Source organism: Frankia sp. CeCAU1, from assembly GCF_977971845.1.
In genome coordinates, this window is sequence record NZ_CDWWXA010000011.1 from 41,743 (window position 1) to 64,251 (window position 22,509).

The 22,509-nt window shown below is 70.7% G+C and carries 22 protein-coding genes; 2 read left to right on the plus strand and 20 right to left on the minus strand.

The genetic code is table 11. From position 1 onward, the window contains the following. Positions 1-29 precede the first annotated feature (29 nt). From AC08OO_RS03995 to AC08OO_RS04020, 6 genes are all read right to left on the minus strand, one after another. Positions 30-224 carry a hypothetical protein gene (locus AC08OO_RS03995; RefSeq protein WP_476608274.1) on the minus strand — a complete coding sequence of 65 codons (195 nt, stop codon included), beginning with the start codon at positions 222-224 and terminating at the stop codon, positions 30-32. A 169-nt stretch (positions 225-393) separates the two neighbouring features. Continuing rightward, positions 394-1,926 (minus strand): alpha,alpha-trehalose-phosphate synthase (UDP-forming), encoded by a 1,533-nt coding sequence (locus tag AC08OO_RS04000; protein ID WP_476609062.1) that lies wholly within the window; start codon positions 1,924-1,926, stop codon positions 394-396. A gap of 269 nt (positions 1,927-2,195) precedes the next feature. Then, positions 2,196-2,459 carry a hypothetical protein gene (locus tag AC08OO_RS04005; protein ID WP_011435917.1) on the minus strand — a complete coding sequence of 88 codons (264 nt, stop codon included), beginning with the start codon at positions 2,457-2,459 and terminating at the stop codon, positions 2,196-2,198. A 6-nt stretch (positions 2,460-2,465) separates the two neighbouring features. Beyond that, positions 2,466-2,894 carry a hypothetical protein gene (locus tag AC08OO_RS04010; protein ID WP_476618248.1) on the minus strand — a complete coding sequence of 143 codons (429 nt, stop codon included), beginning with the start codon at positions 2,892-2,894 and terminating at the stop codon, positions 2,466-2,468. Then, positions 2,891-3,565 carry a hypothetical protein gene (locus AC08OO_RS04015; RefSeq protein ID WP_476618249.1) on the minus strand — a complete coding sequence of 225 codons (675 nt, stop codon included), beginning with the start codon at positions 3,563-3,565 and terminating at the stop codon, positions 2,891-2,893. The genes AC08OO_RS04010 and AC08OO_RS04015 overlap by 4 nt, the downstream gene beginning before the upstream one ends. 142 nt (positions 3,566-3,707) lie before the next feature. Next, a complete protein-coding gene (locus tag AC08OO_RS04020; RefSeq protein ID WP_476609061.1) occupies positions 3,708-6,842 on the minus strand; it encodes an FtsK/SpoIIIE domain-containing protein in 3,135 nt (1,044 codons plus the stop codon). Between the two features lie 321 nt (positions 6,843-7,163). Between AC08OO_RS04020 and AC08OO_RS04025 the strand changes: the two genes are divergently transcribed. After that, entirely contained in the window at positions 7,164-7,733 is a 570-nt protein-coding gene (locus tag AC08OO_RS04025) for a phosphatase domain-containing protein (protein ID WP_476609060.1), read from the plus strand. Positions 7,734-7,793: 60 nt separating this feature from the next. Here the strand turns inward: AC08OO_RS04025 and AC08OO_RS04030 are convergent, their stop codons facing one another. The 14 genes from AC08OO_RS04030 to AC08OO_RS04095 all read right to left on the minus strand — a co-directional run bounded on the left by AC08OO_RS04030 (position 7,794) and on the right by AC08OO_RS04095 (position 21,663). Beyond that, a complete protein-coding gene (locus tag AC08OO_RS04030; RefSeq protein WP_476606980.1) occupies positions 7,794-8,603 on the minus strand; it encodes an ABC transporter permease in 810 nt (269 codons plus the stop codon). Beyond that, the gene (locus AC08OO_RS04035; RefSeq protein ID WP_476609059.1) at positions 8,600-9,661 is read right to left on the minus strand and encodes an ATP-binding cassette domain-containing protein; all 1,062 of its coding nucleotides are present in this window, start codon (positions 9,659-9,661) and stop codon (positions 8,600-8,602) included. Before AC08OO_RS04035 ends, AC08OO_RS04030 begins: the two co-directional genes overlap by 4 nt. Positions 9,662-9,715: 54 nt before the next feature. After that, a complete protein-coding gene (locus AC08OO_RS04040; protein WP_035958339.1) occupies positions 9,716-10,255 on the minus strand; it encodes a MerR family transcriptional regulator in 540 nt (179 codons plus the stop codon). Between the two features lie 591 nt (positions 10,256-10,846). Next, complete coding sequence (locus tag AC08OO_RS04045; protein ID WP_009739504.1) at positions 10,847-11,332, minus strand: bifunctional nuclease family protein; 486 nt, start codon at positions 11,330-11,332, stop codon at positions 10,847-10,849. A gap of 167 nt (positions 11,333-11,499) precedes the next feature. Next, positions 11,500-12,276 carry a transcriptional regulator FtsR gene (gene ftsR, locus AC08OO_RS04050; RefSeq protein ID WP_011435910.1) on the minus strand — a complete coding sequence of 259 codons (777 nt, stop codon included), beginning with the start codon at positions 12,274-12,276 and terminating at the stop codon, positions 11,500-11,502. Between the two features lie 16 nt (positions 12,277-12,292). After that, entirely contained in the window at positions 12,293-12,838 is a 546-nt protein-coding gene (locus AC08OO_RS04055) for an FHA domain-containing protein (RefSeq protein ID WP_009739506.1), read from the minus strand. Between the two features lie 293 nt (positions 12,839-13,131). Next, a complete protein-coding gene (gene gcvH, locus AC08OO_RS04060) occupies positions 13,132-13,512 on the minus strand; it encodes a glycine cleavage system protein GcvH (RefSeq protein ID WP_476609058.1) in 381 nt (126 codons plus the stop codon). A 132-nt stretch (positions 13,513-13,644) separates the two neighbouring features. Then, on the minus strand, positions 13,645-14,397 hold the full coding sequence (locus tag AC08OO_RS04065) for a DUF881 domain-containing protein (RefSeq protein WP_476618250.1): 753 nt from the start codon (positions 14,395-14,397) through the stop codon (positions 13,645-13,647). A gap of 140 nt (positions 14,398-14,537) precedes the next feature. Beyond that, on the minus strand, positions 14,538-14,870 hold the full coding sequence (locus AC08OO_RS04070; protein ID WP_476609056.1) for a small basic family protein: 333 nt from the start codon (positions 14,868-14,870) through the stop codon (positions 14,538-14,540). Further along, a complete protein-coding gene (locus tag AC08OO_RS04075; RefSeq protein ID WP_476609055.1) occupies positions 14,867-15,571 on the minus strand; it encodes a DUF881 domain-containing protein in 705 nt (234 codons plus the stop codon). Before AC08OO_RS04075 ends, AC08OO_RS04070 begins: the two co-directional genes overlap by 4 nt. A gap of 182 nt (positions 15,572-15,753) precedes the next feature. Then, positions 15,754-18,240 (minus strand): sugar phosphate nucleotidyltransferase, encoded by a 2,487-nt coding sequence (locus AC08OO_RS04080; RefSeq protein ID WP_476609084.1) that lies wholly within the window; start codon positions 18,238-18,240, stop codon positions 15,754-15,756. An 18-nt stretch (positions 18,241-18,258) separates the two neighbouring features. Then, positions 18,259-18,867, minus strand: a complete 609-nt coding sequence (gene clsA / locus AC08OO_RS04085; RefSeq protein WP_476606987.1) for a cardiolipin synthase ClsA — start codon at positions 18,865-18,867, stop codon at positions 18,259-18,261. 260 nt (positions 18,868-19,127) lie between these two features. Beyond that, complete coding sequence (locus tag AC08OO_RS04090; protein ID WP_476618251.1) at positions 19,128-20,228, minus strand: C40 family peptidase; 1,101 nt, start codon at positions 20,226-20,228, stop codon at positions 19,128-19,130. 532 nt (positions 20,229-20,760) lie between these two features. Next, complete coding sequence (locus tag AC08OO_RS04095) at positions 20,761-21,663, minus strand: class F sortase (RefSeq protein WP_476618252.1); 903 nt, start codon at positions 21,661-21,663, stop codon at positions 20,761-20,763. Positions 21,664-22,037: 374 nt separating this feature from the next. Here AC08OO_RS04095 and AC08OO_RS04100 point away from each other — a divergent pair. Then, on the plus strand, positions 22,038-22,509 hold a 472-nt coding region (locus AC08OO_RS04100), incomplete at its 3' end, for a hypothetical protein (RefSeq protein WP_476618253.1).

A 22,509-nucleotide genomic window follows, 5' to 3' on the forward strand; every position in this document is an offset into this window, starting at 1 on the left:
AGGCCTCGTGAACCAGATCGGCACTGCGCTCAGTAGGCCTGCTCCATGATCTTGGATGCGAGGGCGAAGACGCCGCCAACGACCAGCAGTGCGCCAGCCGCGATCCACAACGGCACCGAGGCGAGCGGGAGGGCGAACGTCCCGGCAACAAAGCCTACGATGATCAGAAGTACCGCGGCCCACGAACCCGTGTTGGCCTTGTGGTGACCGGTCTCACTAGCCACGTCCACTCCCGTCCGTCCTCATCGGGGCCGCCCGGCGACCCGATGCACATCGTTTTCCGGTGCGAGACTACCCGCGATCGGCATGTCCGATCCCGGATGGCGATGTACCTTTGCCCAATCTCGCCATTCTGCCCGATCTTGCCATTCCCTTCCCGCGCCGGGAGCCCGGTCACCCGAATCCGGCGACCCGCCGCAAGTCCACCAACTGGTCGTCGAGCCAGCGCCGCACGTCGTGGGTGCGGACCTGTCTGGCGGCCGCGGTGAGCCGGCGATGGCGCTCCTCCATCGGCATCGTCAGCGCGGTGTACAGGGCGTCGGCCATCTGCTGCACGTCGAAGGGGTGCAGGGTAACGGCGAACTCGCCCAGCTCCTCGTGCGCCCCGGCCATCTCCGACAGCGCCAGCACGCCGCCACGCCGGTTGACGACCGCGACCTCCTTCGCGACCAGGTTCATCCCGTCGGCGATCGCGTTGACGATCAGAACGTCACAGATGGAGTAGGCCGCCACGGCGAGCGGGAAGTCCTCGACCATCCGCAGGTCGATCGGCTGGCGCCCCTCCTTGGTATGCCGGGCGTTGATCTCCGCGACGACCGCGCCGATCAGGGCGATGTAGTCGGCGTACTCCGGCACGTCGGTGCGGCTGGGCTGCAGCAGCGCCAGGAAGCTGACCTTGCCCACCAGCTCCGGGTGCTGATCGAGTAGGGTGCCGAAGGCCAGAAAGCCACGCACGACGTTCTTGCTGGGGTCGGTGCGGTCCACCCGCAGGATGAGCTGACGGTCATCGTCGAGGAAGATGTAGCGCAGCATCGCCACATGCGCCGCCACCTCCTCGGAGGCCTGCGTAGCGTCCAGCGCCGCCGGGTCGACCGAGATCGGGTGGTACCGGGCGCGGACCACCCGGTCCGCCACCGTCACTGTCAGCTGCTCCAGGTCGATCGGCAGGCCGAGCAGCTCCTGGGCGCACAGGACGAAGTTGCGGGCGTAGCGCCGGGTATGGAAACCGACCACATCGCTACCGAGCAGCCCGCGCAGTAGCCGCTCCCGGATGTCGGCGGGCAGGATGCGCCACTCGTCCGGCCCTGGCCAGGGAATGTGGATGAAATGCGTGAGCACCGCATCCGGGCACTGCTCCCGCACCCAGTCAGCCACGAGGTAGAAGTGGTAGTCCTGCAGCAGGACGAGCGCCTTGCCACCCCGCGCGCGCACCTCGTCAACCACCGCGTCGGCGTAGGCCCGGTTGACCGCCGCGTAGCCGTTCTCGAAGGCGTCGTGCTCGGCCCGGGTGAACACCGGTGACAGCGACCGGCCGTAGAGGCCGTGCTGGATGAACCACAGGACCGGGTTGGACCACACGCTGTAGAAGTCGGCGTAGGCGGTCGGATCGGTAACGACGAGCCGGACCCGGATGGCGGGGCCGTCCGGGTCACCCTCCACGAGCCGGGGCGAGGGATAGGTCTGGACGAGGATGGAGCTCCCGGCGCTCTCCCCCGCGACGGCGACGTCCTCCTCGCTGGCTGCGCCGCACACCCACACCGCGTCGTCGAGATGCTCGGCGAGTCCGGACAGGGCCGAGACGAGGCCGCCCGCCCCCCTGGTGACGGTACGACCGGTGGCGTCCCGGTCGAACCTGACCGGACCGCGATTGGACAGCAGCACGAGCGGCAGGTCGAGCGACAGGTCGAGCGGGGTGAAGTCCGACACGGCGGATGCGGCCTCCTGGTCACGGGCGGTACTCGGCGTCCGGCACCGCTGAACCCGAGCGCCCGAGCGCACGGGGACAATCCGGACTGTAGTAAGCCCGGCTTTCGGATGCACCGCGTTGCAACGCGGCTAGGACGTTGTTACCCAGACCTTCATCTGGTTACTGCTCTCACCCGAAACGTGTCCTCCTGTAATCAGATGCCCCGGCAAGCCGCAACGGGGAGATCCCGTCCCACGTCGGGAGGCGTGCCGTGCCTCACCCCGGCCGTCTACAGACCGTCCCGGTAGTCCCGAACCTCCTGCACGGCCGATCCCAACGACGCCAGCGACGTCTGCAATGTGTCGCGTGTCTCCACCAGCGCGCTGGTCAACTGTTCGACCGCACGGTGCTCACTGCCGTCGGTCGCCGCGATCACCATCGCCTGCGCCTCCTCGATCATGCTCAGCGCGCCCTCCAACTGCCCGGCCACCTCCTCGGTGCGCCGGAACGCCTCGTCGAGCTGCGCCTTGACGTCGGCGATCGTGCCTGACACCCGTCCTCATCCCTTCCTGGAACCACCGCTCCTGGAACCACCGCTCTTCGATGCGCCGGCCGAAGCCTGCCCGCCGCCGAGGCCGAGACCGAAGCGGACCCCCACCGCGAGCGCGGCCAGCGACGCGATCACCCCGGCCGGTTCCATCGGGGCGAGCCGGAACGTAGCCAGCACCATCACCGCGGCCGTGCCCGCTCCCAGGGTGCCCGCCCGCAACACCGCCTTCGCCCCATCCTCGCCGCCGGCCCCGAGGGCGACCAGGACGGCGGCGGCCACTGCCGACCCGACCAGGCATGGCAGCGCGGGCGCGGCGACGAAGGCCCGCAGAAGTCCGACGATCCCGAGGATGAGCAGGCAGGCAAGGGCGGTCAGCAGCCCGGCCGACGCCGGGCCGGTGCCCTTGGAGACGGCCCGCAGCTCGGCGGCCTTGCTCATCGCGTCCAGGCAGAGCTCGTATGCCTGGCGCGGCGCGGTCCGCGGGTCCACCTGCGCGGCGGACGGCTCGTGCGGGCCGCCGGCGCGGCCATCCCGCGCAGCCCGGCCCGCCCCCAGCGGCAGGCCATCCGACCGGTGCCGCTGCCGCGCGAGCCCCGTCCCGTGCGGTCGGCCTCCCGCCCGGCCTGTGCCAATGATCGGCCCCGCCGATCGCCCGGTTCGGCCGGGACGTACCCGCCCCCGTCGCGGTAGAGGCCGCGATTCGCCGTCCCCTTCTTCGCCAGGCCGACCCGCGGGACGGCGGCAGCCGCTTCGGCCGAGGTGTCGCCGGCCGCCGAGCGCAGCTGGTCGAGCTCGGTGAGCCCATACTGGGCGAGGGGCTCGGCGACCTGGTCCCAGACACTGCGGACCCTGGCCCGGATGTCCTGGGCGGCGTCCCGGTGCCGACGCGCGGCCGCCCGGCCGTCCTGCCGTCGGTCGCGGGCGTCGCGGCCGGCCCGGGCCCGGGCCTCGTCGGACGCACCGAGCAGGCGCCGGTACTGCATCGCAGCCTTGGCCGGATCGTCAAGATCCGGGTCGCCAAGGCCCGGGTCACCAAGGCCCGGGTCACCAAGGCCCGCGTCGCCAAGGCCCGCGTCGCCGAACAGGTCGGCGAGATCGGACGCATCCACCGGCACAGATCCAGCCACGATCCCGTTCCGTCCTCTCCCGGCGCCTGCTCGGCCGTCGATCCCCACGTCGCCGACAGCCGCCACATCGCCGACACCCGCCACGTCGCCGTCGCTTCCCGCCCCGTCGTCGGTCCGCATCGGACTACCCCTGATCCAACGGCGCGAACGGCACCACGGTGCGCGGTTCGGCCTGGACGTGCCGGTCGAACAGGACCGCCCGATTCGGCATGGTCCCACCGGCCACCGACCGGTGTCCGGCCAGGACGAACAGGTCGCTGCCGGGTACCCCGGCCGCCACCCACGCGGCGATGTCGTCCCGGTTACCCGGACCGAGGTCCTCGGCCAGCCGGGACACTCCCCGCCACCAGCCCAGCAGGTGCACGCGCTGCGCCGGTCCCCGGCGGGTGAGCGTGCGCAGGTCGTCCAGTCCGGTGCGACGGGTCACCGGGTCACGCGCCTCCAGCCCGGCCCGGCCGGCGTCCATCGCAAAGACGACGACGAGCCGCAGCGGCGGCGCGACCGGGCCCACGCTGCCGGTGAGTGCGGACTCCTCCCGGGCACGGGTCTCGTCGGCGGCACCGGCCAGCACCGACCGCAGGCCGGTGACATCGGCGACCCGAACGGGATGCCCGGCCCGGCGTACGCGCGCCGCGAGCACCTCCGCGGCGGCGAGCGCCATCGGCTCCGCGACGATGATCTCGGCCACGAGTCCACCGGCCGGGACCTGCGCGGCGACGCTGGCCGCCGCCGCCTGCAGGATGCCGACCGCCTCCCGACGCAGCGGACCGAGCACGGCGAGATGCCGGCCGGGCAGCGCGGCGAGCCGTACCCCGACCGCGGGCGGCGCGAGGTCCAGGGGCACGCCGACCAGCGCGAGGGGATCGACATCGTTCTCGGCACCGTCCCCTGAGCCGCTCCCGGAACCGCAAGCACGCCCCGGCGACGCACCGCCCGCCAGCAGGCTCGGACCGGTTCCGCCACCGTCGCCGATGATCGCTTCGGCCGCAACCGCCTCGACGGCTGTCGGCGCCGGACGCCCGTCCAACGCCTGGTAGATCGGGTTGTCGTCAAGAACCGCGGGGGCGTGACCAGCAAAGACCCGCGGGGGCCTCGCATTCGGCACACTGCGGGCGGTCGTGGCCGCCAGCCGCCCACGCAGCACGCCTATCGCCGCCGGATCCGGGAAGGCGACCCGGACGAGTTCGTTGCCCGCAGGATGGCCGTTGCGCCGGTTGACGATAGCCTCCCCGACGCCCGAGAGCGCGCCGGCAGCCTCGTTCGCCGTGGACAGCAGGACCCGTGACTCCGAGATCGAGGTACGCAGCGCCACGCGCAACGCGAACTGCCCGAAGATCGAACCACGCTTCCCGGCGGTGGCGTCAAGCGCGTCGATACCGGACAGCGTCTGACTGGCGAGCAGCAGATGGACCCCGTAGGCGCGGCCCTGGCGGGCCAGGACCTCCAGGTGCGCGACGGCCTCCCGCGCCACCGAGTCCATCGGGGTGAGCATCACCTGGAACTCGTCGACCACGACGATGATCCGCGGCCAGGCCGAGCTCCGGTCGGCCGCCCGCAGGCCTCGCAGGTCGCGGGCGCCGACCGCGCGCATCGCCACGGCGCGGCGGCGCATCTGTTCACGGACCGCCCGCAGCACCGCGACGCCGAACTCGCGGTCGCTCTCGATGCCGACGGTGTCGGCGTGCGGCAGGTAGAACGGGTCCGTCGGACCGGCGGCAAACTGGGCGAACTCCAGCCCCTCCTTGAAGTCGAGCAGATGGAAGCGGACCTGGTCGGGCCCGTAACGCGCGGCGATCCCGTAGATCACGTCGAGGAGCAACGTCGACTTGCCCGACCCGGCCTGGCCGCCGACGAGGGCGTGCACGGTGTCGTCGTCGAAGGTGAACCCCACCGGCCCGTCGGGGCCCTGCGCCACCTCGACACCCACCCCGGCGGCGCTGTCGAACTCCCACAGGCCGCGGGGCAGCATGTCGCTGATGGCGGGCGGGCGGGCGGCCTCCCGGGTGGCCGCCGCGGCGACCTGAGCCGCGACCGCGGCGACCAGCATGGAGTGCGGCGGCGGGTCCAGCTCGACCCGCAGCAGACCGGTCAGCGACGTGCGCCAGCCTCCCGCGGCGGCCCCGAGCCATCCCGGCCGATCGGCGAGGAGCTCGACCGCGGTGAACACCACCGACCTCGGCAGGGGTTCCGTCACCGAGTCCTCGTCCTCGTCGGCTCCCAGACCGCTGACGTCGGGATCCAGCGGCGTCAGCGCATCGGGACCGTCCCGCGAGCCGCCCAGGACCGGCTCCACGCCGGGCGGCCGGACCTCCACGATGGAGATCACCACCACCCCGCAGGACGGGCCCTGGGCCGCGATGGCGGCGAGCGCCCGCGCGCCCTCGTCGTGCAGCCGGGGCTCACCAAGCAGCACCAGGACGCGCCAGGGCTCCGAACGCGGAAGCCCAGCCTCCTCCCGCTCCCGCAACGAGTCGAACCGGCCACCGAGCCGGTCCACGGTGATTCTTCCCACCTCCGCCGACAGCTCCGCGAGGACCTCCTCAAGCCGGGCCCGCGTCGTGAGCGTGGGGGTGGCCACACCGGCGGCACGCAGCGGCGCAAAGCCGGCGAGCCCGGCACCGAACTCGTGGGGATCGTAGACGACGAGTCGGACCCACCCGGCCGGCGCCGCGGCGAGGACGCGGGTCAGCAGGCCACGCACGAGGTCGACCGCGGCGGGCCGGCTGGACCGGGTCGTCTCGATCCGCAGGTTCAGGCCGTCCAGCAGCGGGATGGCCAGTGGCACCGTCCGGTGCTGCGCCGTGGGATCGTCGGGCGGCACGATGACCTGACCGACCTGCCACAGAGCGGGCCGGAAACGAGCTCGGTCGCCGACCGGGGCGACACCGAAGGGGCCGTGCCGCCAGTCGGGCGCCGCCCAGGACGCGCCGGCGAATCCACGCGCCCGGGAACGGGCGATCACGGCGGCCCGGGCGAGCTCCCCGGCGACGTCGAGCCGCCCCGCACCGGACTCACCGGGGCCACCGGCCTTCCCCGAGGCACCGGCCTTCCCCGAGGCACCGGCCTTCCCGGAAGCACCGGAGCCCACCTCGGTCTCGATCCGGTCCGCCTGCTCATCCAGCCGGTCGGCGAGCGCCAGTGCCGCCCCCAGCGAGGACTGGATGCCGGCCACGAGCGTGCGCGCCCGCCGGGTACCCGACACGTCGACCTCCCCACACTGTGTGTTGCCGTGCTCGGCGTCGAGCCCCCCGACGACCATGACACGTCCGACGGAGCAAACATCCCAGAACGCGCCGACCGGCCGAACTGGCCTGCCGGCGCGACGGTCTGGACACAGGGACATCGCCGGACGAAAGCATGCGACGACATCGGCGACGTTATCGGTACAACCACCCGCCGCCTGGCCGTTCCGGACGACGGCGACGCCGGGACCACCCGAGCGGGCCACCCCCGACCGGCACCAAATCAACGGCGCCGCGCGTGTTCAATGATCCGTCGGGGCAACCGTCCCGGTCAGGTAAGCCAGCGCACCGATCGAAGGGGCGAAGGTCGGCGATGAGCAGGTGGAAAGGGAACGTCGGTGACGGACGCGGCTGACACGGCTGACACGGCTGACACGGCGGGCCGCACGGAGACGGCGGGTACGGCGGGTACGGCAGGTACGGCGGCGAAACAGCGACCGCTCGCCGTCATCGACGTCGACGGGGTAGTGGCCGACGTCCGACACCGATTGCGCTTCCTGCGCGCCAGTCCCAGCGACTGGGAGGCGTTCTTCGCAGCGGCGCCCGCCGATCCCCCCCTGGCCGAAGGGGTGGAACTGGCCCGCAAACTGGCCCGAGACCACGAGGTGGTATGGCTGACCGGCCGGCCGGAGCGTTCCAGAGAGGCGACGCGGCGCTGGCTGACCGAGCAGGATCTGCCGCCGGGTGAGCTGCGGATGCGTCCGGACGCCGACCGTCGGCCGGCTCGGGTGTTCAAACGCGCCGAACTTCGCGAGCTCGGCGCCGGCCGTCGGGTCGCCGTCGTGGTCGACGACGACCCCGCCGTGGTGGACCTGCTGCGCGCCGACGGCTGGCCGGTCCTGCGGGCCGAATGGCTCGCCTACGAGGCGACGCTGGGCAACGCCCAGGAGACCGAGGGCCGCACCTGACCATGAGCCGCGCCTCGGCGACATCGGGTACGGCCCGCGTCCGGCGGTCGGGCCCGCCGGTCAGCGCGAGGCCGACCGCCGGTACACGCGCGCGGCGAACGGCCCGAACACCACCAACAGACCCAGACACCAGGCGAGGGACTGCAGGAGGACGGAGACGACCGGACCGCCGAGGAACAACGCCCGCACGGCGTCGACGGTCACCGTCACCGGCTGATGCCGGGCGAACGCCTGCAGCCAGCCCGGCATGGTCTCCACCCGGGCGAAGGCCGAGCTGGCGAAGACCAGCGGGAAAATCCAGATGAATCCCGCCGACTGCGCCGCCTCCGCGCTACTCACCGACAGCCCGATGACGGCGGACAGCCAGGAGAAGGCGTACGAGAACAACAGCATCAGCCCGAACCCGGCCAGCGCCGCCGGCACCGTGGTCTCCCCGAACCGGAATCCCACGGCCAGACCTACCAGAAGCATCACCACGACGATGAAGACGTTGCGGGCGAGATCGGCCAGGGTACGGCCGGTGAGCAGCGCCGACCGGCTCATGGGAAGGGAACGGAACCGGTCAATCAGGCCCCGCTGACGGTCCTCCGCCAGCCCCACGCCGGTCAACATCGACCCGAAGATCACCGTCTGTAGGAAGATGCCCGGCATCAGGTAGTCCACGTACTTGACCCCGTCACCCACGTTGATCGCGCCACCGAAGACGTAGGTGAACAGCAGGACGAACATGACCGGCTGGATGGTCGCGAAGATGACGAGCTCGGGTATCCGCCAGGTCTGGATCAGATTGCGCCGGCACATCACCCACGCGTCAGCGACGGCCCACGACAGCCGCCCGCGCCCCGCCGGAGTCAGCTCGAGGGTGCTCATATGGTCACCATGTCCTTGTCATCCTTGTCATCCCGGTCGTCCCGGTCGTCAGGGTTGCCGGTGTCGCCACGGCCGTCGCCGCCCGCACGTGCGGGCGGCGTCTCGCTGCCGGCCGAAGCGCGCCCGGTCATGGCGAGGAAGACGTCGTCCAGCGACGGCCGGTGCAGGGCGACGTCGGAGATCGGCACCCCCAGCTCGTCGAGACCCCGGACCACATCGGACAGCACGCTCGCGCCCGGTACCGGCGCACTGACCCGACGCGTCTCCCCGTCGGCCGTCGCCGCGCCGGATCCGAACCGGGCGAGCACCGCCCGGGCGGCCTGGACATCCTCGGCGGCGTCACCACCGACGACGATGTCCAGCCGGTCGCCACCAACCTGCGACTTCAGCTCGTTCGGGGTACCCCGCGCGATGACCCGGCCGCCGTCGACCACCGAGATCCGGTGGGCCAGCCGGTCGGCCTCCTCCAGGTACTGCGTCGTGAGCAGGACCGTCGTGCCGTCCTGCACCAGATCGGCGATCACCCTCCACATCGCCGAGCGGCTGCGGGGATCCAGCCCGGTGGTCGGCTCGTCGAGGAACAGCACCGCCGGGTTGATAATCAGACTGGCCGCGAGATCGAGCCGCCGCCGCATCCCGCCCGAGTAGGTACGCGCCTGCCGACCGGCCGACTCGGCGAGCTCGAACCGCTCGAGCAGCTCGACCGCGCGGGCCCGCGCGACGCGGCTGCGCAGACGGTAGAGCCGCCCGAACATCTCCAGGTTCTCCAGGCCGGTGAGCCGCTCGTCGACCGCCGCGTACTGGCCGGTCAGACCGATCCGGGCACGCAGCGCGTCCGCCTGCCGGACGACGTCCAGACCGAGGACCCTGGCCTGGCCGCCGTCCGGGCGCAGCAGGGTCGACAGGATGCGTACCGCCGTCGTCTTGCCGGCTCCGTTGGGCCCCAGCACGCCGTGCACGGTGCCGGCATCGACCCGCAGGTCCAGGCCCACCAGCGCTCGTTTGCCGCCGTAGCTCTTCTGCAGGCCCTCGGTGAGGACCGTCGGGTTGTCTGTCACGAGGCGGACCGTACGACGAACCACCGACAGTTCGGAACCGAATAGGGGCGGGGGCTAGGCCGAGCTCCGCCGGGTCCGACGACTGGCCAGCTCGTCGCCGGGATGGGTCGCCGGCGGATGACCAGGCCGCTCGCAGGGCAGTTCGGCCAGCTGGCCACGCATGTCGCGCAGGGCTCGGCCGACGGCGATGGCGAACACGCCCTGTCCACCCCGGACAAGATCGATAACCTGATCGTCCGAGGTGCACTCGTACACGGTGGAGCCGTCGCTGATCAGGGTGAGCTGCGCCAGGTCGTCCACGCCGCGGGTACGCAGATGTTCCACCGCCACCCGGATGTTCTGCAGCGACACACCGGCCTCAAGCAGCTTGCGGACCACGCGCAGCACCAGGACGTCACGAAAGGAGTACAGCCGTTGGCTGCCGGAACCGGACGCGTCGCGGACGCTGGGGACGACCAGAGCGGTCCGAGCCCAGTAGTCGAGCTGGCGGTAGGTGATGCCCGCCGCGGCGCAGGCCGTCGGCCCCCGGTACCCGACGTCGTCCCCCGGCGGTTCGGGAATCTCATCCGGAAAGAGCTGGCCCTGTTCGATCATCGCTGTACGCACTTCGCCGCCATGCCAGCCCCATCCTCTGGACCGTTCCGGATCCGTCCCGACCGCCGACGTCACCCGACGCCGCCATCCCGGGCACCCGGCCCGATCGAACCGTTTCCACTGTCGTGCGGCCTGCCACGATCACCTCGACCGCACGACTCCCCGACCACCGACGGCCGGCGAGGCCGCGGCGTGGCACCCCTGTGCCCGTAATCCGGGACCGCCCGTCCACCCGTCGGCACGGAACCGGGCAGAGCACATCACGCCGTTGCCACGGCCCGGCAAGGTCAGAGCCGGAGAGAGCCCGTTCCGCCACGTCTACCGCGGGCAGGGGCACGAACTCTACGGTCGGGCTCTCCCGACCGTAGGAGCGACGCGCGGTTCCTTCAATGATCTAAGCCGGCGTGTCTGGAGTCCAGCGGACGTCATTCAACAGATCGGTCAAATCGGAAGCTCGCCCCGATACTGCCCGCACTGTGGATCACAGTGGATCACAGCCGACCTCGGCCACGGCTCGCTGACAGTCTCAGCGGCCGACCTGCTCCCAGGCGGGCACGCCAAGGGCTGGGAAGCCTCGGGAGCCGGGAACCCTCAGGAGCCGGGGGTGTTGAAATCCTCCGGGGAGATCGTGTCAAGGAACTCCCGGAACTTCTCCAGCTCGCTCTCCTGTTCTTGTTCCTGTTCCTCGGGAACGGTGATCCCGGCCTCGGCCAGGACCGCCTCGACCCCGTAGACCGGCGCTCCCATCCGCATCGCCAACGCGATCGCGTCGGACGGCCGGGCGGAGACCTCCACCCCGTTGCCGAACACGAGCGTGGCGAAGAAGACGCCGTCCTGGAGGTCGGTGATGGTTACCCGGGTCAGGTCCGTCTGCAGCGCACGCAACACGTCCCGCATCAGGTCATGGGTCATAGGTCGAGCCGTCGTGATGCCCTCCTGGGCGAAGGCAATCGCCGTCGCCTCGACAGCACCGATCCAGATAGGCAGATACCGCTCACCGCCCACCTCCTTGAGCAGGACGATCGGCTGCTTCGACGGAAGCTCGACTCGCACGCCGACGATGTCCAGCCGATGCACCGATCTACCTCCTCGCAGGTGGGGCGGGGCGGGATGTTGTGACCGGAGCCAGAAAACCCCACAGGGGAGACAGTATCCCCGCTTCCGTCCGGCGTCAGCGCGCCCACCGGTTCGGCTGTCCGGCAAGGCACTCCGAGCGCAGCCCCGACAGCCTCCTCACCTTGGTCTCAACTCGATCGTCCCGCCGCCAGCCGGGAGCGCAACAGGGCCGCGTGCAAGCGGACCAGCAACGCCGCCAGCTCATCGGCGGTCTCGGCGTGCCGTCCCGAGCCCTCACCACCGCGCTGGCCCCGCAACGGGGCGACGGCGGCCTCGATGAGACCAGCCTCACGGTCGGCCACCGTACGGGCGGCCCGCAGATGCCGGGGCTGCACGCCGTGGCCGGCCAGCAGCGCCACGGTCCGTGCGACGAGCAGGGCGTCGGAATCGTAGTACCCGCCGCCGGCGATCGGACCCACCAGGCCGTGCTGTTCCAGCTCGGTCAGGGCCTCGTCGCCGAGCCCCGCGGCGGCGAGAAGCTCCCGGCGCGACATTCTGACCCGTTCCGCCCCGAGGAACGCGTCCAGGCCGGTAGGGGCCGGATGCGGGGGCAGCGCGCGGGGTCCAGGCCGATGCACCGGGGTCTCACCGCGGTCGAGCGACGCCAGCTCCTCCTTGATCACGCGCAGCGGAAGAAAGCGCTCCCGCTGCGCGTGCAGGACGTAACGGAGCCGGGCGACGTCGTCGACCGAGTACTTGCGGTAGTTCGCGCTGGTACGGGCGGGTTCGACGAGTCCCTCCGCCTCGAGATAACGGATCTTCGACAGGGTGATGTCGGCGAAGTCCGCCCGCAGACGGTCGAGAACCTGGCCGATGTTGAGCACCTTCGCGTTCTGTCCGGCCTGGTCCGAGCGCGTTGCGCCCGAACGCGGGGCCGACGATGCCGCGGCGAGGCCGCCGCTCACCGTGGGTCCTTCCTCGTCACCGTGCCGCTGACCCCCCGTAGCTCGCGCCAGTCAGGAACACCAGCCGGAACTTGCCGATCTGCACCTCGTCGCCGCTGGTGAGCTCAGCCGAGTCGATCCGCTCGCGGTTGAGGTAGGTACCGTTCAGGCTCCCGACGTCGCGAACCGAGAAGCCCTTGGTGTACGGCGAGCGATGGAACTCCGCATGCCGACGGGAGACGGTCACATCGTCGAGGAAGATATCGCTCTCGGGATGGCGGCCGACGGTGGTCATGTCGGCGTCCAACAGAAAACGACTCCCCGCATTCGGCCCCCTCTTGACGACGAGCAACGCCGAGCCGGGAGGTAGCGCGTCAACGGCGGCCACGGCGTCCCGCTCGGTCGACTCGTCGACGTGGTCGCCCTCGATGCCGGACAGCGCGGCCGCCAGGTTCAGCGTCGACGTCTGCTCCGCGGGTCTCTCCGGCGCCACGGGCTCACCCGGACGTACCAGAGGAGACCCGCACCGCGCGCAGTACAGCGCGTCGGACGGGTTCTGCTGTCCGCACCTCGTGCAGAACACAGTCGCGTCCGCTTCCTGCCGGGATCCCGCACGGGCGGGGTACCCCAGCCGCTTCGGCCGCCACCGGACGGGCGGCGGGAACGTCTCTGCCAACACTGCGATGGTGGTAGCCAGACGTCCGCAGCCCACCCCCATCACCAGGATGATCACATGGCGACGGTCGGGTCGTCCACGATCGTGCCCCGGTGCACTCCGAGGCTAGTGCATCGCGGGCACGGTCGTGAAAAGAGTGCGACCCGTGTTGTTCGGCGTGGCGTGGCCCACCACCCACCAGAAGCACAAACCAGATACTCTCAGTTTTCCTTCACGTGCTCCGCGTACTCTTCGGCGGTCAGTAGGCCGGGGACGTCGGCGACATCCGCGACCGTGAGCTCGACGAGCCAGCCTTCCCCATAGGGATCAGAGTTGATCAGTTCCGGCGCACCGGCAAGTGCCTCGTTGCGCGCCGTCACCTCTCCGGCGATCGGCGCGTAGATCTCGGACACGCTCTTGGTCGACTCGACCTCTCCGAAGGACTCACCGGCCTGGACCGCGGAGCCGATGTCGGGCAGAGAGACAAAGACGATGTCGCCCAGCGCCTCCTGCGCGTAGGACGTGATGCCGACCCGTGCCGTGCTCCCGTCGAGCCGGATCCATTCGTGCTCACGGGTGTACTTCAGGTCGTCCGGGTACACCGGAGATCGCCTCCCCTTGCTCTGACCACTGCGCGGACCGCTCTGCGCCGCCCGGCCCGACGCCATACCGTGCCGCGCCGCGAACTCCACCAGGAACCACGTTCCCCGGCTGGCCCGGGGAACGGGGGTCTCCTATCCGGCCGGACGGGCGTAGCGAGGACTCGGAGCGGGTCGCAGCGCACGGATCTCGATGTGCTCGGAGGTCCGAACGGTCGCCTGCGCCCCGTCCCGTGCCGCTACCGTATCGAGCACCCCGCCGGGGATCCGCATCGCCTGGTCCAGCGTGTGGGCGTCGCCCACCACCCGCAGCACGTACGGCGGCGCGATCGACGTGCCGTCGACCACCAACCCCCGCCCGGGCTCGTCGGCCACGTAGGTCGAGACGACCGCTCGGACCCCGGCGATCTCGATCGCCTCGGCGCCCGCGTCCCGTAGCTCCTGCAGGGCGTCGACGAGGATCGAGGCGTCGACCGCGCGGTGAGGGTCCTGGATCGTCAGCTCGAGCCCCGATCCGGTGACCGGCACTATGCCGGTGAGGATCGCCAGCCGGTCGGCCTCGCGACGCACCTCGTCCGGTCCGGCCGCCGGGGCCGGCACCGACGTCGGCACGGGCGGCATCATCGGTTCCGCCTCCCGGCGGAGCTGCTGCTCCCGGGCTGCCAGGGACCGGTCGACGGCGCCGATCGCACCGAGGGTCGCGGCGAGCTCGTCCGGCCGCGCGGTGGCGAGTCCGAAGGACGGCTGCGCGGACCGGGTCGCGGCGACCGCGGCGAAACCGAGACCGGCGAGCAGGACCAGGCTCAGGGCACGCCGCGTCCGGGAACGACCCGGCCGGACGTGCCCCGGAACCGGGCTCGGCGTCGGCTCCGACGCGACAGGGACCACGACGGGCGACGTGGGCGGGTCCGACGGCGCATCGGAGACCGGCGCATCGGAGACCGGCACCGGATCGGGCTTCGGATCGGATGCGGACTTCCGTCCGGGCCCGGATTCCGAAGGGTCGCCTGTCGAGGTCACCGCCATCGTCAGACCTTGATCAGATGTTGGCGCAACGCGGTCGCGGTGGTGAAGATGCGGATGCCCAGCACCACGACCACCGCGGTGGACAACGCGCCGCCGAACCCGATCAGGTCGCCGAGCAGCACCATCAGGACGGCGATCGCGACGTCGAAGACGAACGAGACGATGAACGCCCGGTCGTCGAACACCCTCTCCGCGACGGCCCGCGCGCCGCCGAGAGCAGCGTCCACCGCGGCCACCACGGCGACTGGGAGGTAGGGATCCATCCAGTCGGGGACGGTCGGGCCCAGCACCAGGCCGGCCGTCACGCCCAGGGCAAGGGCTATCACGGCGATCATGATTCGCTCCGTCGAGCATGCCGCAGCACCTGGGGATCGGCCGCGGGCAGGGTCAGGTTTCTGACGGTGACGACCGACAGGGAGGTCACCGGTGAGTCGGGACGATGCCGCAGCCGGTCGATCACGGCGGACTCCTCGAGACGCCGCACGAGATCGTCCGGATCACCCACCGCTTCGACGGTGTACGGCGCGATCACCGGTACGAATCCGACGAGAATGAGATCACCGGCCGCCCGGATAGCGCTGAGAGCCGTCAGGCGGACGCCGTTGACCGCGACAGCCTCGGCACCCGAGATCCACAGCACGTTGACGAGATCGGCAAGATCTCGATCTTGAATCCGGGTCCAGCCGGACGCCGGTGCGGAGTGGGGACCGGCGGGCCCGGGGGCGGTCCGGTCCGCGAGCTCGATCCGGGCACCCGGTCCACGCACGGGGGACCAGCCTGCCGCCGGCCCGAGATCCGACAGCGCCGCCGTGGCCCAGGCCAGCTCACGCTCGGCCCGGGCGCGCTGTTCCCGCGCCGTCTTCACCCGCAGGCGCAGCTCGCCGACCCGGGTCGCGGCCGCAGTGGTCGCGGCGGATCGCTCATGGATCTTCGCGCGCAGGGCCGCGACGAGCTCCGCGCGTTCCCCGGCCGTCGTCGCGGCACGCCGGGCCCCGGTCGCGATCACCAGGCCGAGCAGGCCGAGGACGAGGGCCAAGGCGAGGGGACGCTGCCAGGGGCGACGGGGCCGCCCGGAGACGCCGCAGGGATCCGAAGGGCCGGCGGCCCCGGGGCATACCGGCCCTCGGCGTGGCCATCCGGTCCGTTCTCGCACATTCGGCATTCTGACCGACCGGACACCGAGCGCCGCCGACCAAGGCCTCGCCGCGCGTGCCGCGGCTACCGCGCCTCAACCACCTCGACCCAACGCTGCAGCAGCACGTGGGCCTCCTCGATGTCGGCACCCTCCGACCACAGGTGGGTGACCGCCTCACTCGGATCCGGCAACACCAGGATCCAGGAGCCGTCCGGACCGACGATCCGAACCCCGTCCGTGGTGTCGATGACATACCCCGTATCCGGGTCGACCGACTCCACCACGCGACGCATGACGGTGCCCTTGACCGCCCACGGGGTGGGCACTGAACGGCGCAGGATCGCTACCAAAGGTATCCGGGCGTCGATGGTGCTGAGTGTCAGCCGGGTCCGTGCCACCAGGGCCAGCAGTTTCACGAACGCCGCGATCCCGTCGATCGCGGGGGCGAACTCGGGGACGATGAAGCCGCCCCGCCCGTCGGCGGCGAAGACGATGCCGTCGTCACGGGCGACCCCGGTCAGCGCCGCCGCCGACAGGGAGGTCCGGCGTACCGTCAGCCCGTGGAAGCAGGTGACCTGGTCGGCTACCCGGGTGATGGTCACCGGCAGGGCCACCTCCGCGCCGGGATTCTCCGCCGCGACGAGGTCGAGGAACACCAGCAGGGCCCGGTCATCGTCGATGAGGTCCCCCCGCTCGTCGACGATCGTGACGCGCTCGCCGACATGATCGAACCGCACGCCGAAGGCCGCCCCGGAGCTGGCGACGAGGGCGCCCAGACGGTCGGTGGCCCGCAGATCCTCCAGGGCGCTGCGGGGCGGGATGATCTCGTCAACGCGTCCATTGACGGTGAGCACGTCAACGCCGAGCCGGCCGAGCAGTGTCGGCAGCACCAGGGACGCCGAGCCACCCGAGGGATCAACGACGATCTTGAGATCCGCCTCGGCGACGCCGGCGGTATCAACCCGGTCGAGCAGATCCTGGATGTAGAGATCCATGGTACGGGCCGGGAAACGCAGGTCACCGATCTCACCGGGAAAGGCCCGGCGGAACTCCTGGCGGGAGAAGACCCGGTCTAGCTTGCGCTGTGCCACCGGGGAGAGGTCGTCGCCGTCGGCATCCAGGAAGATGATGTCGATACGTTCCGGGTCTCCGGGGGTGGTGCGCAGCATGATCCCCCCGGCGGCGTTGGACGAGCGGACGTCGAAGCGGGTGACCGGCATCGGTGCCACCTCGAGATCACGGACGTTGATGGCGCCGGCGGTCAACGCGCTGATGACGGCCCGCTTGAGGGCCCGGGCGGCGCGGGAACCGTCCCGCGCGGTGGTGACGGTGGCCCCCTTCTTCAGGGTCGTGGCGTAGGCGCCGGCGAGGCGCACCACCAGCTCCGGGGTGATCTCCGCGTTCACCAGGCCGGACACCCCGCGCGGCCCGAACAGGGTCCGCTGGCCGCGGGACTCCCAGATGACGGAGGTGTTGACGACCGCGCCGGCCTCGATCGTCTTGAACGGATACACCTTCACGTCATGGGAGACGAACGCCTCCTCGCGGACGACGCACTCGTCTCCGACGACGGCGCCCTCCTCGATCCTGGCCGCCCGCAACACGTCGGTGCTCTTGCCGATGACGCAGCCGCGCAGGTTCGTCTGCGGGCCGATGAGCGCGTTGTCCTGGACGATCGCCCGGTGCAGGAACGCGCCGCTCTTCACCAGCACGTTGCTGCCCAGCACGGAAAACTCCCGCAGCTCGGCGCCGGCCTCCACCTTGCTGTAGTCACCGACCACGAGCGGCCCCTTGAGGATCGCCTCCGGATGGACCTCGGCGTCCTCACCGATCCACACCCCGGGGGACACCTCGAAACCGCCGATCTCCACGTCGACCTGGCGGTTGAGCACGTCGGCCTGGGCCCGTTGAAAGCTCGCGATGGTGCCGACGTCCTCCCAGTACCCGGACGCCACGTAACCGTACACCGGGGCACCCGCCTCGACCAGCCGGGGGAAGATGTCGCCGGACCAGTCCACCGCCTCGCCGGGCGGCACCTGGGCAAGCACCTCGGGCTCCATCACGTAGATGCCGGTGTTGACGGTGTCGGAGAACACCTGCCCCCAGGTCGGCTTCTCCAGGAAGCGCTGGATCCGTCCGTCCTCGCCGGTGATGACGATGCCGAACTCGAGCGGGTCGGGGACGGATTTCAGCGCGACGGTGACGAGCGCGCCCTGACGCCGGTGGAAGGCAACCAGGTCGGTGAGGTCGATGTCGGTCAGCGCGTCCCCGCTGATGACCAGGAACGCCTCGTCCCGCAGGGCGTCCTCGGCGTTCTTCACGCTGCCGGCGGTGCCCAGCGGGGTCGTCTCAGTGGCGTACGACAGGTGCATCCCGAGCTCGTCACCGGAACCGAAGTATGTCCGGATCATCGAGGCCAGAAACTGGACGGTCACCACCGTCTCGTCGAAGCCGTGCCGTTTGAGTAGGCGCAGCACATGCTCCATGATCGGCCGGTTGACGACAGGGAGCAGTGGTTTGGGCAGGTTCGCGGTCAACGGACGCAGCCGGGTGCCCTCGCCACCGGCCATGACGACGGCTCTCACCGGTCACCTCCCACTTGCGCCGGTCCGGGCGTCCGCCCGGAAGCGCCGGACGAGCTGGCCGGCCTGGACGAAGTACAGAAGACCAGACCACCAGTACAGGGCAGTACCCCAGATCGCAAACGCCCATCCGACCGGGCGTGCCGCGGTGGCCAGCCAGGAATCCCCGGCGGACAGCAGTAGGAGAGGGAAGGCGTACAACAGGTTGAACGTCGCAGCCTTGCCCAGGTAGTGCACGGGCAGTGTGACGCCGACCCCGATCCTGCGCAGCAACGGCGGCAGCGCCAGCAACGCCACGTCGCGGGCAAGGAGCAGAACCGCGAACCAGACCGGCACGATCCCGCGGAGGGTCAGAGCGACGATGGTGGCGAGGATGTAGAACCGGTCGGCGAGGGGATCCAGCAGGACGCCGAGGCGACTCGTCTGGTTCAGCACCCGCGCGAGCTTGCCGTCCAGGTAGTCGCTGATTCCGGCGAACGCGAGAACGCCGAGCGCCGCACCGTCCGCCTTCGGACCCAGCACCAGCCAGAGGAAGACCGGCACGCCGAGCAGCCGCAGGGCGGACAGCGCGTTCGGAACCGTCCAGATCCGGTCCGAGGCGGTGGGCATGGTCATGCGGCCGTCTCTCCTCCACCGGTTGGGCGGCGCGACGCGCCGCGAAGGCGGTGAACGGCAGCCCACCGCACCCGGCACTCCCGCAGGTCCCCACCCGACGGGTTCGGCGCCGGTGGGGACGTCCGGGCCCGGTGGGGGCCGCAACGCCCCGCCGACGGGCCGGACATCGCTGACGCTAGCGGATCGTGGGGCACGGGGAGCGGAGAGGGATCCGCCGGCGGGGTACCCCGGCGTTCGGACCGGGTCAGGTGGGACCGGGCTCAGAGGATGCGGCCGACCTTGTAGGTGGAGCTGTAGATGGGCCGCAGCGACACGACACCGCCGGTCTGCGGGGCAGCCCACATATACCCATTCCCGGCGTAGATGCCGACATGGTAGATATTCCCAGGAGTACCATAAAAGATCAAGTCACCGGGCTGCTTGCCGGACTGGGGCACCTTCATCGAGACCCGGTACTGGTCCTCGGCCACGCGCGGCAGCGAGCGGCCGAGTTGTTTGAAGACGTACTGGACGAGTCCGGAGCAGTCGAACGAGTACGGACCCTCCGCGCCCCAGACATACGGCTTACCCTTGTTCAACGACGCGAGGTAGACGGCCTTCTCCCCGATCGAGCTACCCGGGATGACCTTTGGGATCGCCTGGTCGATGACGGAACCCGACCCTCCCGGACCCGACCGTCCCGGACCCGACCGTCCCGAACCCGTCGGACTCGCGATCGTCACCGTGGCGGCGCCGGCCACGGAGGGACGCAGGGCGTTCGATCCGTCGAAGACCGCAGTGATCGTCGTCGTGGAGAGCAGGCGCGCGGTGATCTGCGCGGCGCCGTTCGCGTCGGTCCGCAACCTCGTGGAGGTCTGCCACTGGGGACCGTTCACCACGACGATACGGACGTCCTGGTTCGCAAGCGGGGTGCCGCTGTCCGATTCCAACGCCCGCACCGTGAGCAGCACCGGGGTGTTGGGCGCGACCGAGGTCTTGTCCGCGGCGATCGAGACGCTGGTGAAGACGGGGTCGTGGTCCGCGATGGCGGTGGCCAACGGGGCGAGCCTGCGGGCCGAGGCTGCATCGCCGCCGGTGGCGTGGTGTCCCGGGACGAGCGCGGCTTCCTGGGTGAGGGAGTTCGACTCCAGTGACGAGGTTCCGTCGGCGCCCCCGGGGACGGTGGCCGCGAAGGCGGCGGTCGAGGCCGCGATCGTCCCGGTGGTGAACGCGGCGATGGTGACCGCGCGTCGCGGAGGAGGAGTGGTACGGCGGCGAGCCGCGCCGGAGCCTGAGGAGCCGTGGGGCGCCGGCGGGCGCTGACGATTCCGGACGAACTGGTCCCAGTCCTCCGGAAGCCAGGCCATACCACGACGGGGCAAGACGTGTCCTTCCCGTGCGCCTACGAGGGAGCTGTCGGGTTCGGGCTGGCCAGCCCGGCGGCCGACGACCCGGTCAGTGCCGTCACCGCCGGAACGCGGCCGGATCCGCCGGCCACACCCGGAACCACGGCCCCCCGCACCTGCCCCGACATACTCGGAGGGGCCGCCGAACCGGGGGCAGGACCAGGCACATCGGTCCGACGGGTATCTCTATCAAAATAGGTATATCTGTATGACATGTAGCAGACACTTCATAATCCGGACACCTATGGATCGGTAGAACAGAAGTGCCGTTGATGACCATAGTGGACATACCCGGGCGGCTCGCAATCACCCCCACCCCAACGCTTGAACACGGCACCAGAAGGCCGTCGCTGCTCGGCAAGAAGTACGGATGCCGTCACGCCGGGTGTCCGTCGGCGGCTTGATCACGCCACCTCGCGTCCGGTCGTCACGACGCCCCGAGCATCGACGTGTCGTAGATCTCGCCGGCTGTCTCGTCGGCGATCCGGCAGCGGAACGGGCCGGGTCGTCAGGGTGCGGGCGGCGGGTTCACACTCGGGACGGAACCGACCTGCGCCGGCCTCGGCTGCCCGGGCGACGGCTGCCCGGGTACGGGCCCCCGCGACGGATTCGGCGGAAGCACGCTCGCCGCAGACCGGGCCGGCACGACGGGCGCGGCTCCTGCCGAGGATTCGGCGTGCGCGTACACCACCAGGTTGTTGAGATAGTGCCTGGCCTTCCGGTCGAAGGCGCCCCCGCAGGTGATCAGGCGCAGTTCAGGGCGGATTACCGGTCCGTAGACCCGGTTCGTCGGGAACCTCGACTTCACCACGTTCTCCGCGCGATCGACGACGAACGTCGTGGACACGCCGGTCGGCGAAGCGACCTCGACACGGTCGCCGGGCACGAGCTCGTGCAGCCGGTAGAAGACCGCCGGGCCGGTGGTGGAATCGTAGTGGCCGACGAGCACGGCAGGGCCGATGCCACCAGGCGCCGGACCGCGGTCATACCAGCCGACATCTCCCCATGCCTTGGGCACCCCGAGCGTGCCATCCGGGTTCAGACCCAGATGAATGATCGGAGCGTCCACCCTGATCCGGGGGATGCGCAGCCGGGACGGATTGTTGACGACCACCACCGGCTGCTCGGGGACGGCGGGAGGTAGCCCGAACCGGCCGGTCGTCGGCACGGGGGTGGGCGGCGGCGGGAGGTCGGCGATGTCGGCCGTCGCGTCCGCCCCGGGAGCGCCATGGACGGCATCGAACGCCGGTTCCGCCAGCCGGAAACCGCTGCCGAGGACGAGGACCGCCCCGACGAGGAGAAGCCACCGCCAGAGCGGGATGCGCCGACCCGCGACGGGTGTCCGGACGGAGAAGGCCGTCGGTGCGCCGTCCGCGGACCGCTGGTTACCGCCGCCCGTCCCACCTTTCACAGCTCCTCCCGCCATCCCGCCCGTCGATCGTCCACGTACGCGTGCGGATCGCTCCCGAGGTGGATCGTCCGGCGCACCGCTTGCGGCTCCGAACCGTCACGTTCCATGGCCACGAAACCACCGACGATGACTCTACCAATCAGTGAAGATACTTTCCGTGAACGGCATGCTTGTGAGCGAGGTGCACCGGTCTCAACGATTCCGAGATCACCAAAAACTGGACGAACTAGACCGAAAAAGCAACCCGATCGCCGCCACAAGGAGGTCGATCCGGCCGCACCACGCCCGGGCGGTTAACCCGCATCCCCACACTCAGTCGCTATGGTATCACTCGCAGTAACGAATCGATCACCGTACGTGAGAGAGGGGACCAGATGAAGAAAGGTATGGGTCGAAGCGCCGCCGTTCTCGCGATATCCAGCGCGGCGAGCGTCACCCTAACCTTCGGGCCCGGCCTGGCCGCTGCCCACGCCCTCGACGACAAGGGCAACCACCGGTGCGACGACAAGAAGGACGGGTGGGGCCTCTTCGGCGACAAGGACGGCCTGGACGGCAAGGACCGCGACCGCGATGACAAGATCGACGGCGACAAGCGGATCCGGGCCGATCGGATCGACGACGGCAGGGACGGCCTGGACGGCAAGAACGGCCTGGACGGCAGGGACGGCAAGAACGGCCTGGACGGCAAGAACGGCCTGGACGGCAAGGAGGGCAAGGACGGCAAGGACGGCAAGGACGACTGGTTCAACTGGGACGACAAGAAGCGCGACTGCGCCATCGCCGGCGTCGGTGCCGGCGTCGGTGCCGGCGTCGGGCCGGGGGGCGGGCCGGGGGGCGGTGTCGCCG